This is a genomic window from Novosphingobium sp. TK46, assembly GCF_055361525.1.
Map to the genome: position 1 here is coordinate 745,942 of NZ_CM143963.1, position 20,071 is coordinate 766,012.

The following is a 20,071-nucleotide window of genomic DNA, read 5'->3' on the forward strand; positions in this document are numbered from 1 at the left end:
CTAAGACGTGGTCCCGAAACCTGGCGCGAACGCGCCCATGCGTGAGCCCACGGCCGGATAGCCCGATGGTGTCTGCTCCGTCAGCCAAATCAAGCGGCCATGTGCCTGGCCTGGATCGATCGCAAAGCGCGCCGACACGTCGCCGATCAGGTCCAGGCGCCGGCCACGCAGCACCTCGGCCGCAGCCACCGCATCGCGAACCTTGAAGACGAGGTTGTAGATCCCCTTGATATCGCGCGCGTGCCTGGCGACGGCGGTGTCCTCGTCGCTACCCGCCATGGCTTCCAGCACGGTATCGCCCATGAAGAAGGCGGCGCAATCCGCGTCAGCCTCGGCAAGATGACGCGAACCGATTTCCGGCCAGCCCAACCGATCGGCGAAGATCGTGCGTGCCGTATCGAGCGACGGCGTGGACAGCCCGATCGCTTGCAGCCCCTCGATCCCGAGCGGGTTGCGGGCCGGATCGTCCCGCCATGCCGGATCGCGGCGTGGATCGTTGGGCAGGTCCTGTGCCAGCAACTCGATCCGCATCCCGAGCGCCTGATGCCGCGCGATAAGGCAGTACGCCGCCTCCATGCCCGGATCGTAGTGAAGATCGAACCCGGCAGCACGCAGCCGCTGGTCGACCTCGGGCAGGCTGGCGACCTTCAAGGCGACACCGATCCAGCGCATCGGCGCAGCGGAGCGACGCAGCATGTTGCCCAGCGCCGACGTCTCGCGCGTGCCATCGCCAGCCGGCGCGATGGGGATGATCATGGTGTCGCCCACCATCATCAGACTTTCTTCGCGATCAAGCCCCATACCGGCCGTCGCTGGCGTTTCCAGCATCTCGTACACCGCACGCGCGCCAAAAACGTCCTGGAAAAACCCATCGCAAGCCGGGCGCTGCGCATTGTCGGCAAGCGCCCAGCTGATGTGGGCGATCGGCATCATCGCCATGCCGATCCGACCCTCAGTAGCTTTGGGGGAAACCAGAGCCCATGAACCGCGCCAGGTTCATGTGCAGGCTGGCGATCGAACGTTCCATGTAGGGGTTGGGCTGCGCGCCCCGGAACCCGACGTTCTTCATGCCTTGCTGCACCGCAGCCATGTTGTTGAAATCCTGCTGCAGCACCGGCGGCCAATCGGCCGGCTCGGTGTACTCCCAATCCGTCGCGGGCGCTTCACCTTCGGGGTACAGTTCGTACACCGCTGCCTCGAAGATGCACTTGTCCGGATCACCCTTGTAGGGGCGCGCCATGTAGCACAGCATGTTGTTGACGGCGTGACCGATCTGGAAGTTCGGGAAGATCTGCCAAGCTGTTCCCGCTTGCGAAGTGTGCTGCGGTTCGACCGTCGGCCAGACCACGCCGCGCGCTTCGTCCTCCGCCCGTGCGGTCTGGATCCAGTACTTGGACACTTCGGCGGCGGGCGTACCCTCGGGCAGTTCGTCCTTCAGGCGGTTGGCCACCGCAACCAGCGTGGTGGTGGTGTTCGTGTTCGCATTCGCCCAGGTGAAGTTCTGCATTTCCGCAGTCGTGACGCGCGGATCTTCACCAGTGCCTAGGCGTAGCTTGCCCGAGTCCTCTTCCTGACCCTTGGGGGCCTCGTAGCCTATGTTGGAATGCAATCCCTGGTTTCGCGCCCAGCCACGGAACTGGCCGAACTCCATGAATTCGGGATGGGTAGTGTTGACGTGATAGGTCTCCGCGAATGCCTCCATCGCGACTTTCCAGTTGCATTCGAAGACCACCCACTTGCGCCAGCGCGGGCGCATGTTCTGCAGCTGGTAAGGATCGAGCATGGTCATCGCCGGATCGAGGTAATCCTTGAGCGGGCCCGCTTCGGGATCGAGGTTGATCCACAACCACCCGCCCCAGCTTTCGACCTTGACCTGGCCGACGTCGGCAAGCCCGTCGCACAGCTTGCCCTGCCAGTCGTCCGGATGCTCGAGGTAGGTGTTCTTGCCTTCGAGGTCGAACGTCCAGCCGTGGTATCCGCAGATGAAGTTGGGACGCTTGCCGCGGGCGTTGCGCTTGCCGGCCGGCACGTCGACCAGCTTGCGGCCACGATGCGGACAGACGTTGTGGATCGCGTTGATGGTGTCGGGCCCGGTGCGGACGATGATGACCGAGTCGGAAAGGATATCGAACGTGATGTAGCTGCCGACTTCAGCGATGTCGTCGATGCGGCCAGCCTGCAGCCATACCTTGCGCCACAACCGATCCTGCTCTGCCCGTGCATATTCGGGTGAGGTATAGGCCTCTGCGGGAATGTTCACCGTGGTGGTGAGGTCTTCCGCCGCCTGCACGATCTTGCCGATATCACCCATTCTCAAACGTCCTCATTCATCCGCGCGGTCATGGTGTGCGGTTATCCCATCATTCGCCGAACAGCGCAAACCTGCTCGCCTACCGCCCCGGCGATCGTATAAAGCCGGCTTGGCGTTTGCTTCTAGATGGGCAAGGTTCGCGCAAACGCAAATGGACGAGAGGACTATCCCATGAGTGACGACACGTCGGCTGCGATCCGCGAAGTACGCAAGGACTGGGTCACCGAACACCGCGAGATGTACCTGGAATCCCGCGGCGCCAAAGGCCACATCATGGACATCACGCCGGTCGGCGGGCGCAACTTCGCGACTCACTGCATGATCAAGTACACCGGGCGCAAAAGCGGCAAGGAGTTCATCACCCCGCTATGCTACGCCGATATTGGCGGCGAAGTGGTGATCGTCGCTTCGAAGGGCGGAGCGGACGAGCACCCGGCGTGGTACCTGAACATCCGCGAAGCCAGCGAGATCGAGTTCCAGGTCGCGACCCAGGCGTTCCGGGGCACCTGGCGCGAGCCGGAAGGGGACGAGCGCGAGAAGGTGTGGAACTTCGTGGTCGACTGCCACCCCTTCTACGCCAGCTATCAGGCCTCGACCGAACGCCGGATCCCGCTTGTGATGATGAAGGCGGTCGAAGAGATCGACGTGTTCAAGGCGAGTGACGCCACCGGCACGCGTCAGTTCTAGGACATCGCGCCCGCCCACGCATCGTCATTGCTGTAAGAGCGGCGATGACGATGCGTGGGCGGACATGAAGCGTAAGGTCACGCCCCGGCGGGCTTGCTCCAGTCACGAGCCTTGTGCGGCAGGGTGGCGATCGCGATGCTGCTCGCCGCCATGAAGGCCAGCACCGCCCACAGGAACGGTGCATAGCTGCCGGTACGGTCGAATACCGCCGACGCGGCCAAGGGCCCCGCCGCCGTGCCGATCGATAGCGCCGCCAGCAAGCCGCCGTACAGACCACCGAAGTTCTTCAGGCCGAAATGGCGGCTGAGCAGATAGACGACGACGTCGATCTCCGCGCCCAGCGTGAGGCCGATGAGGATCGCCGCCACGGCCAGCGCGACGGAGGAACTTACCGCCAGCAAAAGCAGCAGGCAGCTTCCGACCGGCAGCAGGAATACTACCGCGCCGACCAGCGAGGCAGGAAACCGGTCAAGCAGGAAACCGGTGGTGAGGCGACCGATCAGCGAGAAAATGCCGATCAGCGAGGCGAGACCGGCGGCGGTCACCGCATCGACGCCGCGATCGGTCATGATCGGTACGAAGTGCACCACCAACGCCAGGATCGTGAACGTGAAGAGCAGGCACGCCACGAACAGGCGGATGTAGATGCTGGAGAGAATGCCCTCACGCAAGGTCGCGCCGGGCAAGTCGCGTGGCACCGGCTTTTCACCGCGCTGCCCCCGAACGCCTTTTTCGCGATCGAAAGCGCTGCGGAAAAACACGAATATAACGGGTAAGGCGATCAGCAGCCACAGGCCGCCTTGCGCGGCGATGGCGGTGCGCCAGCCGTATTGGCTGATCAGCCAGCTGCCCATCAACGGGAACACGAACGCCGCGATCGATGCACCGCATAGAGTCACTGCGAAGGCGAGACCTCGCGAGACGGTGAAGCGCGACGCAACCGCGCTGGTCCAGATCGTCGCCTGCACCGGCAACACGCAGATCGAGAGCAATCCCCACAGCAGGTACCAGTTCGCACTCGATCCGGTAGCGGTCCCGATGATGGCGAAAGCGGCCGGCACCAGCACGATGCCCAGCAAGGCGAAAGGGCGCGGGCCGAAGCGGTCGACCGCCAGTCCGATCAGGATGCCGAAAAAGGCCTGGACGATGGTGGCGAGGCTGATCCCCGCCGTCGCCATGACGCGCGACCAGCCGAATTCGGTCGTGATCGGCACCACGTATGGGCCGAAGCCATAGATGTGGATGACGCTGGTCGCATAGCCGAACGCCGCCGCGACCGGCAGCATCGGATAGGCGCGCCACTCTGCCGAAGCAGATCCACTCCCCTGCTCAGAAACGGTCGCGCTCAATTGCCGTAACGCAGTTCGACGTGCGTGTTCTCACCCGCGGGGCCCATCGGTGAATCGTATTCGATGCAGGTACAAACCGGATTTTCGTGGCTGGCGAACAGGATCGCTTCGTCAGCCTTGGTCATCGGCATGCGCTCGGGATCGCTGATTATGGCTTGCGATCGCTCGAAATCCTCGCGGCTGTTCCACCAGATTTCCATGATGCAGTCATAGCCCGGATCATGGATCTGACCAGTTATCGGGTTTCGCTCAGGCACCAAGTAGCGCCGAACGTAGCGGACGGCGTTAGGGATTGCGGGCTTCGCGCCGTTTTTGAGAGCCAGCTTGGAGTGCTGGTTCTCATAATAGTCCATGAACTCGTCCATCGTCATGGTCGGGTTCTTGCGAAAGAAGCAAATCTGCTTGAGCATCGTCGTCCCTCAGACCTTGCGCAGTGCCAGGACGCTGCCTTCCGCATCAGCCGACAGATAAATCGTCCCGTCCGGCGCCGCGGCGATGCCCACGAAGGTATTCATCGGGCCACACAGATCGCCTACCCCGCCGAGCTGGACGGTGGGCGCACCACCGGGACCACCGATCGGCACGTCAGACGCGATCGTCTCACGCGCCCCGCCCGAAAGATCGCAGGCGACGACGGCATTCGCGCCGGGATCGGCGATGAACAGGGTGCCACCGGCGATCGCGATACCTTCGGGCCGACCAAGGCCATCGATCACCGTTTCCTTGCGGCCACCAGCGAATTTGACGATCCGCCCGGCCCCGCTTTCGGCTACGAACACGGTGCCATCATCGGCGACGGCAACGCCCATAGGCCGATCGAGACCCGACGCCAGTTCGCTGACCGCTCCACCCTCGATTGACAGTACACGGCCGGTCGGCATTTCGGCGAACACCACGCGGTCGCCAGCGCCGACGGCCACGCCCATCAGTCGGTCATAACCGCTCGCAAGCACTGCACTCGCCTGTTCGGCAGGATTCCAGCGCGCCACTTCACCATTCGCGGTCGTCACCACCCATTCGTCGGTGCCAGCCGACGCAATGTCACGCACCCAGCCGGGATAGCCGGGCGAGAACAGCATACCGGCCAGTTGCAGATGATCGCCCGGCGTCAGCAAATAGGTGAAGCCGCCATCCGCCACCATCAGATGGCCATTGGGGCCCACCGCGAGGCCCAGCGGCCATTCCAGTCCTCCCTCGACCAGTGGCTTGGTCTTGCCCGGTTCGAGGATCTCGGTGATCGAACCGTTGATGTGGCTGACGAAGGTACGCTGACCGACGAAGGCCACGTTATCGAGGCCGGGGCTGATGTCGGCCAGCACGGTCTTTTCCCCGGTGCGCGGATCGATCTTGAGCACTTGGCCCGAATAGACCTGCGTCGAGATGATCGAACCGTCGGGATGGAACTTGACCGAGTCCGGAACGCCCAGATCCTTTGCGACCACCTCGGGCTCGCCGCCATCGAGCCCGATGCGCCAGATCTCGTTCGCGCCCTGTGCCGGAAAGTAGAGCTTGCCATCCGGGCCTACTTCGAAAGCATTGGCCATCGGCACGCCTTCGTAGATGACGCGAGGACTGCCGCCATTGCGATCAAGCTCCATGATCCGACCGCCCATGCGCAGCTCGCCCGCGATCAGCCGGCCTTGATGGTAGGTAATCGGATTGGCGACCGGTATGTCTCCGTGGATGACCTTGTACTCGCCCGAAGGTGTCATCATCGAGACACGGCCTTCGGTGATCTCGGTACAGTACAGATTGCCGTGTTCGTCGAAGGCCAGATCATCGGGGCCGACGATCCCGCCGCTGGAAGGGCTGATGACCTCGATCGCGCCGCTGTCCACGTCGATCGCGCTGACCCGGCTGCCGGCGACCTGCGCCACGTAGATACGCCCATCGGCACCGGTGCGGATACCGTTGGCGCTTTGCAGGCGACTGGCCCGCGTCATGCGATGCAGCGCCCAGCCCTCGCCGGGCTTGGCTGGCAAGCCCGCCTGATTTCTGCCGTCTGGCTTTAGCATCGGTAACACCTCTTCCATCGGCTTGGCTGCCGAATCTTTGGCGCCGAGTGGTATCGTGAGTGCCCGCGGCGTGCAACGCACCCTCAGGTTGCGGTGCAGGTATCGCTCCCCCGTCGCCATGCCCCTCGTCGATGGCGATACCATAGGTTGCCACATGCTTTGCGTGCGCATATCCGGTTGCCATCCGCATAACGGCGCCGCGGGCGCCTCTGACGAGAGAGGATCGCCTGATGGCCAAGTTGACATTCGAGGATCGCGTGGCGGTCATCACTGGCGGCGGCCGGGGCCTGGGGCGGTCGTACGCGCTGCTGCTCGCGTCGCTGGGCGCAAAGGTCGTCGTCAACGATCTTGGCGGCGCGCTTCGCGGTGACGATCCCAGTGCCGACGTGGCGCAAAGCGTCGTCGATGAGATCCGCGCCGCCGGCGGCGAGGCAATCGCCAACTCCGATTCGGTCGCCACGCCCGAGGGCGGACGCGCGATAATCCAGGCCGCGATCGACACCTGGGGCCGTATCGACGTGCTGATTCACAACGCCGGCAATGTTCGCTACGGCACGATACGCGATCTTGCCTACGAGGATTTCAAGTCGGTCGTCGACGTGCACCTGATGGGGGCCTTCCACGTCGTCCAGGCGGCGTTCCCCCATATGCTCGATGCGAATTATGGCCGCATCGTCCTGACCTCCTCGATCGGTGGCGTCTATGGCAACAAGGCCGTCACGAACTATGCGGTGTCCAAGTCCGGCATGATCGGCCTGGCAAACGTCGCCGCACTCGAAGGCGAGGAGCACGACGTGCGATGCAACGTCATCGTTCCCAGCGCGGTCACCCGCATGGCGGAGGGTATCGACGTGTCGCAATACCCGCCGATGGGGCCCGAACTCGTCGCGCCGACCGTCGCCTGGCTGGCTCACGCGGATTGCACGCTGACAGGGGAACTGATCGCCTCGATCGGCGGACGCATCTCACGCCTGTTCATCGCCGAAACACCCGGCGCGTACCAGCCAGCCTGGACCATCGACGAGGTCGCGGCAGCGCAATCCAGGATCCTCTCCAAGGACGAGATCCTCGACTTCGGACTTCACGGTCACGTGGACCACATCACCTACAGCTTTGCCATGACGAAGACCGGCAACGCCGCGCACTAATGAACAACACTGTTGACAACTAACCGCAATCAGATCATCACCGTCGTAAGATCGGCGGACGCTCGTGCGTCGCTGTCAAAAGAATGGGACCGGACATGAACTGCCTGAAATCCATCGTACCTGCCGTCGAAGAAATCGACATCCCGGCGTTGAAGGCCAAGTATGCCGCCGAGCGCGACAAGCGCATTCGTACCGAAACCGGCGCGCAGTATGCCTCGCCCAACGACCATCTGGTCCACGATACCCGCGCCCACGATCCGTTCACGCCGGTGGTGCCACGCGATGGGATCGATGAGGAGATCGACGTCGCCATCCTGGGTGCCGGCTGGACCGGCATCCTCGCGGGCTTCCACCTGACCCAGGCGGGCGTCACCAACTTTCGCCACATCGAGCATGCCGGCGGCTTTGGCGGCACCTGGTACTGGAACCGCTACCCCGGCATCCAGTGCGACAACGACGCCTACTGCTACCTGCCATTGCTGGAAGACATGGGCACGCTGCCGTCCAGGAAGTTCGCCGACGGCAAGGAGATTTACGAGTACATCCAGACCATCGTCGACAAGTACGGCTTTCGCGACAAGGGCTTGATGCACACCGAGATCACCGGTCTCGAGTGGCAAGAAGACATCAAGCGCTGGCTGGTCTCGACCGACCGGGGCGACACCATCCGCGCCCGCCACGTCATCATGTGCGGCGGCACGCTGTCAACGCCGAAGTTCCCCGCAGTGCCCGGCATCCATGCTTTTAAGGGCAAGATGTTCCACACCAGCCGCTGGGACTTCGACTACACCGGCGGCGAGTGGAACGTGCCCGTGCTGGACAAGCTGACGGACAAGACGGTCGCGATCCTGGGCACTGGCGCGACGTCAATCCAGGCGATCCCATACCTCGGCAAGTACGCCGAGCAACTCTACGTGATCCAGCGCACGCCTTCGAGCGTGGATGAGCGCCCGAACCCCGAGACCGACCCCGAATGGGCCGCCTCGCTCACGCCGGGCTGGCAGAGCGAGCGCCAGGCCAACTTCCTGCGCGCCGCCAACGAGACCATCCCGCGCGGCGACAAGGATCTGATCTGCGACATCTGGACCGAGATCAACCGCAACCTCAACGCCGAATTCGACGAAGCCGGCTGGCCGGAAATGGACTTCAACGAGTTCATGAAGCAGCGCGAGCAGATGGACTTCCGCGTGATGGAGCGCCTGCGCCGCCGCGTGGACTCCATCGTCGCCGATCCGAACACGGCAGAAGCGCTCAAGCCGTACTATCGCTTCATGTGCAAGCGGCCGCTGTCGAACAACGACTATTACGACACCTTCAACCGCCCCAACGTGAAGCTGATCGACGTGTCGCTGACCGCCGGCCTCGAAGCGATGACCGAGAAGGGCTTCATCCAGAACGGTCAGGAGTACGAGATCGACTGCATGATCTTCGCTTCGGGCTTCGAAGTGGCCGGCGACCTCAAGCGCCGCTGGGGGATCGAAAAGATCGTCGGGCGCGATGGCGTCTCGATCTACGATTACTGGGCGGACGGCCCGCTGACGCTGAACGGCACGATGGCGCACAACTTCCCGAACATGTTCTTCACCGGATACGTTCAGGGTGGCCTCAACGGCAACACCACCCTGCAGTTCGGCGAGCAGGGCCGCCATGCTGCCTGGATCATCTCGCAGGCGCTGAACCAGGGCATCAAGGCGGTCGAGCCCACCCAGGAAGGCCAGGACGCCTACATCAAGGAGTTCCGCGAAAACGAGCTGGACCTCTCGATGATCCTCAACGAGTGCACACCCAGCTACTTCACCAACGAAGGCGACAAGGAGTCCAAGTGGTTCCTGTTCCGCGGCTGGGGCCTGGGCTGGGACAACTGGCAGCAGAAGATGGAAGCCTGGCGCCAGGCCGGCAACATGCCGGGCATGCGCCTGGACAGCTGAGTCTTTTTCAGATGATGCGAAGAGCGCCGGTGGTCGAAAGGCCTTCGGCGTTTTCGTTGCGAGCTTGATTGCCCAGCTGTCGCCTCCCTCCTCCCTACTTCGTCATTCCCGCGAAGGCGGGAATCCATCTCCAGGTGGCTCCTTTTACGCGAGTTCAGGAGATGGATCCCCGTCTCCGCGGGGATGACGAGTGTAAAGTTACAATGCGGCATTATCCCAAAGCCTGCGCAGGCCGTTCACAGCGCCTGCGCGGCAGCCACTCCACTCGCCCACGCCCACTGGAAATTGTAGCCGCCCAGCCATCCGGTGACGTCCACAGCCTCACCGATGACATAGAGGCCGGGCACTTTCGTCGCCGCCATGGTCTTGGACGAAAGACCGCGCGTATCGATGCCGCCGGCGGTCACCTCCGCCTTGGCGTAGCCCTCGCTCCCATCCGGCGCGAATGGCCAGGCCGATAGCTGGGCCTCGGTAGCGGCCAGGGACTTGTCGGTTTGGGTGCCAAGTTCTCCTGACGTGCCAAGCCGTTCCGTCAAGGCTTCCGCAAGACGCGCGGGCAAGGCCTCTTCCAAGATCCGGCGCAGGGAACCGCGCGGACGCTCACGTTTGGCTTGCCGCAACCAACCGTCGCTGCGATCCGGCACGAAGTCGATCGCGACCTGCTCGCCATGCCGCCAGTAACTCGACACCTGCAGGATCGCCGGCCCGGACAGGCCACGGTGGGTGAACAGCGCCGCTTCGCCAAACGCGGCCTTGCCGCACTTGGCCACCACGTGCGTGCTTACCCCCGACAGCTCACGGAACAGCGCTTCCTCGGCCGGCAACTTGAGCGGCACAAGCGCCGGTCGCGGCTGCACCACCTTGAGGCCGAACTGCCGCGCCAGATCATAGGCAAAGCCGGTCGCGCCCATCTTGGGGATCGAGGGGCCGCCGGTGGCAATCACCAGCGCCGGGGCTTGCGCCTGCCCGCTGTCCAACGTCACCGTGTACTGGCCGTCGGCATGGTCGACCCCGGTGATGGACGTATCGCGGCGCAGAGTCACTCCGCCCCGATCGCACTCGTCCAGCAGCATCGCGACGATCTGCTTGGCCGAGCCATCGCAGAACAACTGGCCCAGCGTCTTCTCGTGCCAGGCGATGCCATGCCGCTCGACCAGTTCGAGGAAGTCCTGCGCGGTGTAGCGGCTCAGGGCCGATCGCGCGAAATGCGGGTTTTCGGACAAGTAGCGATCGGGCGCGGTGTGCAGGTTGGTGAAGTTGCATCGCCCACCGCCCGAGATCACGATCTTGCGGCCGGGCTCGGGAGCGTGGTCGATCAGCAGCACCCGCTTGCCACGTTGCCCCGCCACCGCCGCGCACATCAGCCCGGCGGCGCCGGCACCCAGAATGATGGCGTCGTATGTGTGTGGCTCGGTCGGCATGGCGGCGCTCTAGGCTTGGCGAACCTTGCCGTCGAGGCCGTCGTTCGGGTTCAGCGCCCCGTCCACTCCGGCTTGCGCTTCTCGGCGAAGGCGCGCGGGCCTTCCTGGGCATCGTGCGAATTGTAGGTCAGTTCATGCGCAGCACGCGCCGCCTGCAGCGCGGCGGAGCGGCCCATCTCGGTCGACAGCATCACCGTCTCGCGCGCGGCCTTTACCGACAAGGGCGCACCGTCGAGCACTTCGAGCGCCAATGCGATCGCCGCGTCCAGAGCGCCACCGGGTTCCGCCAAACGATTGACCAGGCCGATCTCGTAAGCGCGCTGGGCATCTATCGGCTTGCCGGTCAGCACGATCTCCATGAAGATACGCTGCGGGATCATGTGGATCAGCGGCGAGGCCCACGGCACCCCGCGCCCGACCTTGACCTCGGTGATCGCAAATTTCGCGTTGGTGCTGGCAACGCACAAGTCGCACGCCTGCGCGATCATCCAGCCGCCGGCGAAGGCGTGGCCGTTCACCGCGGCGATCGTCGGCTTGGTCAGTTCAATCGAGTCGTAGGGCAGCGCGAACATGTCGCGCGGCGGCACCGTCATGCCGGTCTCGACCATCTCCTTGAGGTCGCCACCGGCGCAGAACGCCTTGTCCCCGGCTCCGGTGAGGATGGCGATGCGCAATGCGGGATCGGCTTCGAACCGTGCCCATGCGTCGCGCAGACCTTCACGCACCGCACGGCTCAGCGCGTTGCGCGTGTCGGGCTGGTTGATCGTGATGATCGCGATGCCATCGGCGCGGGCATCGAACAGGACGGCGTCGGTCATCGTCAGAAGCCCCTCTTCGCAATTTCGAACGCCGTTTTGTCCAGTTCCTCGCGGAAGTCCGGATGCGCGATAGCTACCAGCCGGCGGGCACGCTCGGCCAGCGTCTGCCCCTTGAGTTCGGCCGCGCCGTATTCGGTGAGCACCACGTCGACCTCGGTGCGCGCCGACGTGACCGGTCCGGAAAGCTGCGGCACGATCTTGCTCAGCGTGCCACCCTTGGCCGTTGCCGAAAGCACCATGAGCGACGCGCCGCCGGGCGAACGAGCGCCGGCGCGAACGAAATCGACCTGGCCGCCGGTGCCGCCCAGATAGGAGGCCCCCGATTGCTCGGCATTGACCTGCCCGGTGAGGTCGACCTCCAACGCGGAGTTGATCGTCACCAGCCGCGACAACTGCCCCAGCACACCAGCATCGTGGGTGTAGCTGGTCGGCGTCATGCGGATCGTCGGGTTGTTTGCCGCCCAATCATAGAGCCGCCGCGTGCCGATCAGCGCGCCGTTGATCGAGATGCCGCGGTCGATTTCCTTGCGGGCGTTGGTCAGCACCCCGGCTTCGGCGAGATCGACCAGACCGTCGCCCAGCATGCCGGAATGCACGCCCAGGTCCTTGCGGTCGAGCAGCAAGCGCAGGATCGCATCGGGCACCGCGCCGACACCGGTCTGGATGACGGACCCATCGCCGATGTACTCGGCGCAGAAGCGGGCGATGGCCTCGTCGGTCGGACCGATCTTCGCCGCGGCAACTTCCACCGGCATGCGCGATACCTGCACCGCCACGTCGATCGCGCTGGCCGGGACCAGTTCGCCCGGCACGTAGGGAACTTGGTCGTTGACCTCGGCGATCACCACCCGCGCCTTGTCGACGGCGGCGCGCACGTAGTCGCTGATCAGGCCGCACGAATGGTTGCCGTCCGCGTCGGCGGGGCTGACCTGGATCATCGCCACGTCGCACGGCATCGCCCCGGACGCGATCAGCGGCGCGACCTGGCTGACGTGAACCGGGATCACGTCCAGCGCATGTGCCTTCGTCATCGACCGCAACGCACCGATCGCGCCCATGGAGGACAGGCGAAAGGCGCTGGCGGTCTCGGGCGTGAACAGGCCGGAGAAGCTGGTGGCGATGAACGCGCCGAGATCGCCGACGGCGGCGCCTTGGGCGATCAGCGTCTCGATCAGCGTGGTGGGCTCACCGCAGGCCTGGCCGAAGACGATGCGGTCGCCCCGGCGCAGATACTGCGTGAGGTCGAGGTTCTCGGGCGTCACGACAGTAGCCATGATCTAGAGCTTGCCCGCCTGCCTGAGCAATCGCTCGGCGCGCGCGAGGTAGGGCCGGTCGAGCATGCCGCCCTTCCAGCCGATCGCGCCGACGCCCGGGTTGGCAGCGAACACGTCGACCACTTCCTGTGCGTCGGCGATCTCCTGCTCGGTCGGGGTGAAGGCGGTGTTGATCACCGGGACCTGGGCCGGGTGAATCGCCATCATGCCGCGAAAACCGTCGCGGCGGACCTTCTCGGCGCGGACGCGCAAGGCTTCGAGGTCGCGGAAGTCGGCGCTGATCGTCTCGATCGCGCTGACGCCGGCGGTGGCGGCCCCCAGCACGGTGAGGCTGCGCGCCAGTTCGTAGGTGAAGCTGTAGGAGCCGTCCTCGTTGCGGTTCGAACTGGCGCCGATCGAGTCGGCCAGATCCTCGGCGCCCCAGGTCAGCGCCACGACACGCGGCGCGCCCTTGTAGGCGCCGGTGTGGAACATGCCCTCGGCGGTCTCGGTGATCAGGACGATGACGGGCGTGGAGCCCTCCTCGATTCCATTGGCGACTTCCAGCGCGGACAGGTACTTGTCGAGGGTCTCGACATCCTGCCGGCCATAGACCTTGGGCAGCATGATGCCGCCGGGATGTGCGGGCATCACCGCCGCGAGGTCCAGCAGGGTGAACGGACCGTCCAGCGGATTGACCCGCACCCACAGGCGGTGGCGCTGCTCACGGTTGGCCTTGATGAAGTCGTGCACCAGCGGTCGCGCAGCGGGCTTGGCGTCGATCGTCACCGCATCTTCGAGGTCGATCAGGACGATGTCTGCATCGCCCTGCATCGCCTTGGTCATCTTTCTCTCGCTGTCGCCGGGTGCGAACAGCCAGGAGCGGGCGGTGCTGGGTTCGTGGTGCATGGCTATTCCCCTCGTCATCCCAAGCGAAAGCCGGGATCGCGTACCTTGAGGCACCGCGCTTAATGAAGAGCGATCCCGGATCAAGCCCGGGATCGCTTCCTTTGCCGTCGTCAGTAAGACTTCGGCAATTCGAGCACGCGCTCGGCGATGTAGTTCATGATCTGGTGCGGGCTCACCGGCGCGATGCGCGGGATCATCACTTCGCGCAAGTAGCGCTCGACGTGGTATTCCTGCGCATAGCCCATGCCACCCATGCTCATCACCGCGGTCATGCAGGCCTCGTAGCCCGCCTCGGCGGCGAGGTACTTGGCGGTGTTCGCCTCCACCGCGCAGTCCTTGCCCTGGTCGAACAGGCTGGCGGCCTTGAATACCATCAGGCTGGCGGCCTCGACCTGCATCCACGCCTTGGCGAGCGGGTGCTGGATGCCCTGGTTCTGGCCGATCGGACGGCCGAACACCACACGCTCGCGGGCATAGCGAGAAGCCTTGTCGATCGCGACCCGGCCCAGGCCCGTCGCCTCGGCGCCCAGCAATACGCGCTCGGGATTGAGTCCCTGGAGCAGAATCTTGAAGCCCTGCCCTTCGGCGCCGATGCGGTCCTCTTCGGGGATGAACAAGTCGGAGATGAACAGCATGTTCGAGCCCACCGCGTGCCGGCCCATCTTAGGGATCAACCGGTGCTCGATCGCGTCACGGTCCAGCTTGCAATAGAAGAGCGTCAGCCCGTCGGTCTTGCGCTTCACTTCGTCCAGCGGCGTGGTGCGCGCGATCAGCAGCATGCGATCGGCGACGTGGGCGTTGGTGATCCAGATCTTCTCGCCGGTGACTTTGTAGCCCCCGTCGACCTTCACCGCGCGCGTCTTGAGGCTGGTCGTGTCGAGGCCGGTATTGGGCTCGGTCACCGCGAAGCACATCTTTTCCTCGCCAGATAGAATCGGCGGAATCATGCGCTCTTGCTGCTCGGGCGTGCCGAACAGGATCACCGGCTCCAGCCCGAACACCGGACCATGGATCGACGACGCGGCAGTCATGCCACCACCGCTCTCGGCCACCGCCTGCAGCATGACCGCAGCCTCGGTTATGCCGAGACCCGCCCCACCGACCGTCTCGGGCATGGCGATGCCGAGCCAACCGGCATCTGCCATCGACTGATGGAACTCGACCGGCCATTCGCCGGAGCGATCTTTCTCAAGCCAGTACTCGTCGCTGAACTGCGAGCAGTGCTTGAGCACGGCTTCGCGGATATTCTGCTGGTCTTCGTTGAAGGCGAAATCCACGTTGCGGCTCCTCTGCTCCGAGCGGTTCTTCGGATGCATCGCGCCTAGCAAGTCGAACGACGCCGCACAACCTCTTGTGTGCCGATAACGGTTCGGCGTGCGGAAATACGCATAGCTTTTTGTTTAAGGCTCGGTTACCTAAGCGGCAACGACAGACGGGAGTTGAGGATGAACACGACCACAGCAGGAGCGAACGGACCGCTTCATGGCGTGCGCGTGATCGACCTCACCAGCGTCGTCTTCGGTCCCTACGCCACCCAGATCATGGCGGACATGGGCGCAGACGTGATCAAGGTCGAGCCGCCCGAAGGTGACAACACCCGCTGGATCACCACCGGCCCTGAAGCCGGCATGGGCGGCATCTACGTCAACGTGAACCGCGGCAAGAAGAGCGTCATGCTCAACTTGCGCGATGAAGCCGACAAGGCGACGCTGCGGGCGTTGATTGCCACCGCGGATGTCTTCATCCACTCGATGCGCGGCAAGGCGATCGGCAAGCTGGGCTTCGGCTACGAGGACGTGCGCGCGATCAAGCCCGACATCGTCTACACCAATTGCTACGGCTATTCGCGCCGTGGGCCTGAGGCCGACAAGCCGGCCTACGACGACACCATCCAGGCCGAGTGCGGTATTCCTTACGTCCAAGGCCTGATGAACGGCGAGCCGGGCTACGTCGCCACGATCATGGCCGACAAGGTCGCCGGACTGCACGCGCTCTACGCCACGATGATGGCGTTGTTCCATCGCGAGCGCACGGGCGAGGGCCAGGAGGTCGAAGTCACCATGTTCGAGGCGATGTCCTCGTTCATGCTGGTCGAACATGCCAATGGTGCGATGTTCTCGCCCCCGACCACGCCGGCGCACTATCACCGCGCGGTCGAGAAGAACCGTCGCCCCTACCGGACTAAGGACGGCTACGTCGCCGCGCTTGTGTACAACGACAAGCACTGGAACGCCTTCGTGGGCGCGATCCAGCCCGAGTGGGCGAGCGACGAGTTCGCCACCCTGGGCCAGCGCGCCAAGCAGATCGGCCGCGTCTATGGCCTGCTGGGAGAGACGTTCCTGACCCGGACCACGCAGGAGTGGCTGGACACGCTGACCGAGCTGCACATCCCCTGCTCGCGGTTGCAGACCACCGACGAACTGTTCGACAACGAACAGCTCAACGCCATCGGCTTCTTCGAGGAAATCGACACGCCGCAAGGACCGACACGGTTTCCCGGCGTGCCGACATGGTTCTCGCAGACACCCGGGCGCGTGCGTGGCCCGGCGCCCCGGCTGGGCGCGGACAACGCTGCGGTGCTGGCGTCGCTCGCCGGTACGGCGCAGAATGACGACTGACGCCGTGGCAGCACACGCCGTCGCGGTAAGTGAACACTGCTGTTGATTTGCATTTGGCAGTCGGTGCGCAGTTGTCTAACAGCGACTCCACGGCTGGCCTTGGGAGGGTAATCCGCCCCATCGTTTGGAGGAACCGGCAACGGATCCTCGTCAAGTTTGGCAAGAGACCGGATCGAGAAGGAAGGCACACGATGTACGACAATGAGCCGCAGGCGGAAGCGCCGACGACCAACGCGAACATGATTCCCGTATACAAGCGCATGCTCGATCTGTTCGAGGCCGAGGGCATCAAGACCCTGTTCGGCATTCCCGATCCCAACTTCGTCCACCTCTTCCTCGAGGCCGAAACCCGTGGCTGGACCGTCGTGTCGTCGCACCACGAAGCGTCGAGCGCGCACATGGCCGCGGCCGCCGCACGCATCACCGGCAAGCCCGCCGTCTGCATCGCCACGCTCGGGCCAGGCCTCGCCAACGCCATGCCCGGCGTGCAGTGCGCCAAGGTCGAGAACGATCCGGTCATCATCATCGCCGGCCAGCGCGCCCGCGTGACCGAGCGCCGCGTGCGTCGCGGTCGCATCCAGTTCGTGCGCCAGGAGCCGATGGTCGAGGATTCGGTCAAGTACTCGAGCTCGATCGAGTACGGCGATCAGGTCGACGAGATCATCCGCGAGGCGATCCGCGTTTCCCTTTCGGGCACGCCCGGCCCGGTCTACATCGAGCTGCCGCAGCACGTGATTCTGGAAGACGTGCCCAACACGCCGATCCTGCCGCCCGAGCGCTATCGCCTCGTGAACGCAGGCGCGGACGGTGATCGCATCGCTGAAGCCGCGCAGATCATCATGAACGCCAAGAACCCGATCCTGCTGGTCGGCCACGGCGTCCACACGTCGAAGTCCGGCGCGGCAGTCAAGGAACTGGCCGACCTGATGCAGTGTCCGGTCATCCAGACCTCGGGCGGCACCAGCTTCATCGAGGGCCTGGAGGATCGCACCTTCCCCTACGGCTTCTCCGAGGCGTCGATCGACGCCGTGATCGAGAGCGACTGCTGCGTCGCGCTCGCCACCGAGCTGGGTGAGCCTTCGCACTACGGCCGCTGGCGCCACTGGGTCGACAACGAGGCCAACCGCAAGTGGATCTACGTCCAGCAGGACGCCACCGCGATCGGCGTCAACCGTCCGATCGACGTGCCGCTGATCGGCGACGTGCGTGGTGTCGTGCCGCAGCTCAGCCGCGCGCTGAAGGAACTGGGTGGCCGTCAGGCTACCGAGAAGCTGTCCGCCTTCATCCAGCAGGATGCGGCGCAGCTGGCCGAACTCGCCGAGGAAGCCGGCAGCAAGCCGGACGGCAGCGAGAGCCTGATGCACACCAGCCAGTTCGTCACCGAGGCGACCAAGGCGTTCCCCAAGGACGGCATCATGATCCGCGACGGCGGCGCCACGGTGATCTTCCAGTGGACCTACTCGCAGTGCAAGCCGCACGACGTGATCTGGAACCAGAACTACGGCCACATCGGCACCGGCCTGCCCTACGCCACCGGCGCCATGCTAGCCGATCGCGCCGAGACCGGCGTGTCGCGTCCGGGCATGCTGCTGACCTCGGACAGCTCGTTCCTGTTCCATGTCGGTGAGCTCGAAGTCGCCGTGCGTGAGAACCTGAACCTGGTCTGCGTCGTCGGCGTCGACTTCCAGTGGGGTCTCGAAGTGGGCGTGTACAAGCGCACCTTCGGCCACGGCACCAAGGAAACCGGCACGCACTGGTCCGACAAGGTCCGCTTCGACAAGATCGGTGAAGGCTTCGGCGCTGCCGGTGAGTTCGTGTCCAAGGCTGCGGACATCGGTCCGGCCATCGATCGCGCTTACGCCCGTGGCGGCGTGACCGTGATCCACGTACCGATCGACCCGATCGCGAACTCGGAGGAAATGCCGAACTATTCGGAGTTCCGCACCTGGTACGCCGAAGGCACGCAGTGATTTGATTGTCCCTCTCCGATCGGGGAGGGACACCACGACAACGGGGCGGGTTTCCGACCTCCCGGCCGGATCGCCCTCCCCACCCCCTCCCGTCACCGGGAGGGGATTTTGCGTTTGGAGAGAGCGATGCGCAACTACACCCAATTCTATATCGACGGCGCCTGGGTCGATCCCATCGAGCCCAAGACCGCCGAAGTTATCAACCCCGCCACCGAGAACGTCTCCGGCACGATCTCGCTCGGTTCGGTAGCCGACGTCGACAAGGCCGTTGCCGCCGCCCGCCGCGCCTTCGCCACTTTCGGCGAGAGCACCGTCAAGGAGCGGCTCGAACTGCTCGAGGCGATCCAGGCCGAATACCTCAAGCGCGAGGAAGAGCTCGGCCTCGCCATCCTCGAAGAGATGGGCGCGCCGCGCGGCCTCGCCCTTGGTTTCCACACCATGCTGGGCAAGGGCCACCTCGGCACCGCCATCGAAGTCCTGCGCGAGTTCAAGTTCGAGGAACAGCGCGGCCCCACGCTTATCCGCAAGGAGCCGATCGGCGTCTGCGGCCTGATCACGCCATGGAACTGGCCGATGAACCAGACCTGCGTGAAGATCTTCCCGGCGCTGGCCGCAGGCTGCACCATGATCCTCAAGCCGCCGCAACTCGCGCCCTATTCCGCTCAGATCCTGGCCGAGATCATCCACGATGCCGGCGCCCCGGCAGGCGTGTTCAACATGATCCAGGGCAAGGGCAGCGAGATCGGCGCCGCGCTTTCCAAGCACGAGGACGTCGACATGATCTCGTTCACCGGCTCCGAGCCGGTCGGCGTGCAGATCCAGAAGGACGCGGCGGACACCGTCAAGCGCGTCGGCCTGGAACTGGGCGGCAAGAGCGCCTGGATCGTGCTGGACGACGACAAGCTGGCCGAGCACGTCGCCGGCGCCACCGCCGGCATGATGGGCAACTCCGGCCAGACCTGCTCCGCCGGCTCGCGCCTGCTGGTGCCGGCTTCACGCATGGACGAAGTGAAGAAGATCGCCGCCGAAGCTGCCAACGGCGTCACCGTGGGCGATCCGACCAGCGACGTCGCGATGGGCCCGGTCGTTTCGAAGGCGCAGTACAACGATATTCAGCGCTACATCGAACTGGGCATCAGCGAAGGCGCCGAACTGATCGCCGGTGGCCCGGGCCGCCCCGACGGTCTCGACAAGGGCTGGTACGTCAAGCCGACCGTGTTCGTGACCACCAACGACAAGGTCGTCGCGCGCGAGGAGATCTTCGGCCCCGTCCTCGTCATCATCGGCTACGACGACATCGATGATGCCATCGCCATCGCCAACGACTCGCAGTTCGGCCTGGGCGGCTATGTCAGCGGCGCCGACGCGGACCTCGCCCGCAACATCGCGCGCAAGCTGCGCACCGGCGCGATCTGGGTCAACGGCGGCTTCGACTTCAATGCGCCGTTCGGCGGCTACAAGCGCTCGGGCAACGGCCGCGAGTGGGGCGAGCATGGCTTCGCCGAATACCTGGAAGTGAAGTCGATCATCGGCTGATCCGAATACCGACGCCCGTCTTGCGCAGCCAATCGGCGCACGACGGGCGTTCTTTCCAAACCGGGCCGGCCCGTCTGTCCAAGATCTCGCTCCGCGTGGCTGCTCGCG

Annotated in this window: 16 protein-coding genes; 6 read left to right on the top strand and 10 right to left on the bottom strand. The window is 64.6% G+C overall.

From position 1 onward, the window contains the following. Positions 1 to 939 carry a VOC family protein gene (locus ACXJ1Z_RS03500; protein ID WP_463779563.1) on the bottom strand — a complete coding sequence of 313 codons (939 nt, stop codon included), beginning with the start codon at positions 937 to 939 and terminating at the stop codon, positions 1 to 3. Between the two features lie 13 nt (positions 940 to 952). Continuing rightward, the gene (locus ACXJ1Z_RS03505) at positions 953 to 2,311 is read right to left on the bottom strand and encodes an aromatic ring-hydroxylating oxygenase subunit alpha (protein WP_463779564.1); all 1,359 of its coding nucleotides are present in this window, start codon (positions 2,309 to 2,311) and stop codon (positions 953 to 955) included. Between the two features lie 171 nt (positions 2,312 to 2,482). Here ACXJ1Z_RS03505 and ACXJ1Z_RS03510 point away from each other — a divergent pair, with 171 nt between their 5' ends. Further along, a complete protein-coding gene (locus ACXJ1Z_RS03510) occupies positions 2,483 to 2,998 on the top strand; it encodes a nitroreductase/quinone reductase family protein (RefSeq protein WP_463779565.1) in 516 nt (171 codons plus the stop codon). Between the two features lie 77 nt (positions 2,999 to 3,075). Here ACXJ1Z_RS03510 and ACXJ1Z_RS03515 read toward each other — a convergent pair whose 3' ends face one another. From ACXJ1Z_RS03515 to ACXJ1Z_RS03525, 3 genes are read right to left on the bottom strand one after another with little or no spacing between them, the layout of a single operon-like run. After that, entirely contained in the window at positions 3,076 to 4,347 is a 1,272-nt protein-coding gene (locus tag ACXJ1Z_RS03515) for an MFS transporter (protein ID WP_463779567.1), read from the bottom strand. Further along, positions 4,344 to 4,757, bottom strand: a complete 414-nt coding sequence (locus tag ACXJ1Z_RS03520) for an EthD domain-containing protein (RefSeq protein WP_463779568.1) — start codon at positions 4,755 to 4,757, stop codon at positions 4,344 to 4,346. Before ACXJ1Z_RS03520 ends, ACXJ1Z_RS03515 begins: the two co-directional genes overlap by 4 nt. Positions 4,758 to 4,766: 9 nt before the next feature. Next, entirely contained in the window at positions 4,767 to 6,362 is a 1,596-nt protein-coding gene (locus ACXJ1Z_RS03525) for an SMP-30/gluconolactonase/LRE family protein (protein WP_463779570.1), read from the bottom strand. A 230-nt stretch (positions 6,363 to 6,592) separates the two neighbouring features. Here ACXJ1Z_RS03525 and ACXJ1Z_RS03530 point away from each other — a divergent pair, with 230 nt between their 5' ends. Both ACXJ1Z_RS03530 and ACXJ1Z_RS03535 read left to right on the top strand, forming a co-directional pair. Next, positions 6,593 to 7,510 carry an SDR family NAD(P)-dependent oxidoreductase gene (locus tag ACXJ1Z_RS03530; protein WP_463779571.1) on the top strand — a complete coding sequence of 306 codons (918 nt, stop codon included), beginning with the start codon at positions 6,593 to 6,595 and terminating at the stop codon, positions 7,508 to 7,510. A gap of 95 nt (positions 7,511 to 7,605) precedes the next feature. Then, positions 7,606 to 9,438, top strand: coding sequence for a flavin-containing monooxygenase (locus tag ACXJ1Z_RS03535; RefSeq protein ID WP_463779572.1), 1,833 nt, complete (start codon positions 7,606 to 7,608; stop codon positions 9,436 to 9,438). Positions 9,439 to 9,674: 236 nt separating this feature from the next. Here the strand turns inward: ACXJ1Z_RS03535 and ACXJ1Z_RS03540 are convergent, their stop codons facing one another. The 5 genes from ACXJ1Z_RS03540 to ACXJ1Z_RS03560 form a co-directional block, all read right to left on the bottom strand. Further along, the gene (locus tag ACXJ1Z_RS03540; RefSeq protein ID WP_463779574.1) at positions 9,675 to 10,859 is read right to left on the bottom strand and encodes a BaiN/RdsA family NAD(P)/FAD-dependent oxidoreductase; all 1,185 of its coding nucleotides are present in this window, start codon (positions 10,857 to 10,859) and stop codon (positions 9,675 to 9,677) included. Between the two features lie 50 nt (positions 10,860 to 10,909). Continuing rightward, complete coding sequence (locus tag ACXJ1Z_RS03545; protein ID WP_463779575.1) at positions 10,910 to 11,677, bottom strand: enoyl-CoA hydratase-related protein; 768 nt, start codon at positions 11,675 to 11,677, stop codon at positions 10,910 to 10,912. Positions 11,678 to 11,679: 2 nt separating this feature from the next. Next, positions 11,680 to 12,951 carry an acetyl-CoA hydrolase/transferase family protein gene (locus ACXJ1Z_RS03550; protein WP_463779576.1) on the bottom strand — a complete coding sequence of 424 codons (1,272 nt, stop codon included), beginning with the start codon at positions 12,949 to 12,951 and terminating at the stop codon, positions 11,680 to 11,682. 3 nt (positions 12,952 to 12,954) lie between these two features. Continuing rightward, the gene (locus ACXJ1Z_RS03555) at positions 12,955 to 13,839 is read right to left on the bottom strand and encodes an HpcH/HpaI aldolase/citrate lyase family protein (protein ID WP_463779577.1); all 885 of its coding nucleotides are present in this window, start codon (positions 13,837 to 13,839) and stop codon (positions 12,955 to 12,957) included. A gap of 110 nt (positions 13,840 to 13,949) precedes the next feature. Beyond that, positions 13,950 to 15,116, bottom strand: a complete 1,167-nt coding sequence (locus ACXJ1Z_RS03560; protein WP_463779579.1) for an acyl-CoA dehydrogenase family protein — start codon at positions 15,114 to 15,116, stop codon at positions 13,950 to 13,952. A 168-nt stretch (positions 15,117 to 15,284) separates the two neighbouring features. Here ACXJ1Z_RS03560 and ACXJ1Z_RS03565 point away from each other — a divergent pair, with 168 nt between their 5' ends. The 3 genes from ACXJ1Z_RS03565 (at position 15,285) to ACXJ1Z_RS03575 (ending at position 19,963) form a co-directional block, all read left to right on the top strand. Further along, complete coding sequence (locus ACXJ1Z_RS03565) at positions 15,285 to 16,457, top strand: CaiB/BaiF CoA transferase family protein (RefSeq protein WP_463779580.1); 1,173 nt, start codon at positions 15,285 to 15,287, stop codon at positions 16,455 to 16,457. 191 nt (positions 16,458 to 16,648) lie between these two features. Then, entirely contained in the window at positions 16,649 to 18,427 is a 1,779-nt protein-coding gene (locus tag ACXJ1Z_RS03570; RefSeq protein WP_463779581.1) for a thiamine pyrophosphate-binding protein, read from the top strand. Positions 18,428 to 18,553: 126 nt separating this feature from the next. After that, complete coding sequence (locus ACXJ1Z_RS03575; protein ID WP_463779583.1) at positions 18,554 to 19,963, top strand: aldehyde dehydrogenase family protein; 1,410 nt, start codon at positions 18,554 to 18,556, stop codon at positions 19,961 to 19,963. Positions 19,964 to 20,071 lie beyond the last annotated feature (108 nt).

What these genes read in the sequence shown, in the direction of transcription:
- ACXJ1Z_RS03500 (WP_463779563.1), bottom strand. Translation starts at nt 939, where the DNA reads ATGGCGATGATGCCGATCGCCCACATCAGCTGGGCGCTTGCCGACAAT.
- ACXJ1Z_RS03505 (WP_463779564.1), bottom strand. Translation starts at nt 2,311, where the DNA reads ATGGGTGATATCGGCAAGATCGTGCAGGCGGCGGAAGACCTCACCACC.
- ACXJ1Z_RS03510 (WP_463779565.1), top strand. Translation starts at nt 2,483, where the DNA reads ATGAGTGACGACACGTCGGCTGCGATCCGCGAAGTACGCAAGGACTGG.
- ACXJ1Z_RS03520 (WP_463779568.1), bottom strand. Translation starts at nt 4,757, where the DNA reads ATGCTCAAGCAGATTTGCTTCTTTCGCAAGAACCCGACCATGACGATG.
- ACXJ1Z_RS03525 (WP_463779570.1), bottom strand. Translation starts at nt 6,362, where the DNA reads ATGCTAAAGCCAGACGGCAGAAATCAGGCGGGCTTGCCAGCCAAGCCC.
- ACXJ1Z_RS03530 (WP_463779571.1), top strand. Translation starts at nt 6,593, where the DNA reads ATGGCCAAGTTGACATTCGAGGATCGCGTGGCGGTCATCACTGGCGGC.
- ACXJ1Z_RS03535 (WP_463779572.1), top strand. Translation starts at nt 7,606, where the DNA reads ATGAACTGCCTGAAATCCATCGTACCTGCCGTCGAAGAAATCGACATC.
- ACXJ1Z_RS03540 (WP_463779574.1), bottom strand. Translation starts at nt 10,859, where the DNA reads ATGCCGACCGAGCCACACACATACGACGCCATCATTCTGGGTGCCGGC.
- ACXJ1Z_RS03545 (WP_463779575.1), bottom strand. Translation starts at nt 11,677, where the DNA reads ATGACCGACGCCGTCCTGTTCGATGCCCGCGCCGATGGCATCGCGATC.
- ACXJ1Z_RS03550 (WP_463779576.1), bottom strand. Translation starts at nt 12,951, where the DNA reads ATGGCTACTGTCGTGACGCCCGAGAACCTCGACCTCACGCAGTATCTG.
- ACXJ1Z_RS03555 (WP_463779577.1), bottom strand. Translation starts at nt 13,839, where the DNA reads ATGCACCACGAACCCAGCACCGCCCGCTCCTGGCTGTTCGCACCCGGC.
- ACXJ1Z_RS03565 (WP_463779580.1), top strand. Translation starts at nt 15,285, where the DNA reads ATGAACACGACCACAGCAGGAGCGAACGGACCGCTTCATGGCGTGCGC.
- ACXJ1Z_RS03570 (WP_463779581.1), top strand. Translation starts at nt 16,649, where the DNA reads ATGTACGACAATGAGCCGCAGGCGGAAGCGCCGACGACCAACGCGAAC.
- ACXJ1Z_RS03575 (WP_463779583.1), top strand. Translation starts at nt 18,554, where the DNA reads ATGCGCAACTACACCCAATTCTATATCGACGGCGCCTGGGTCGATCCC.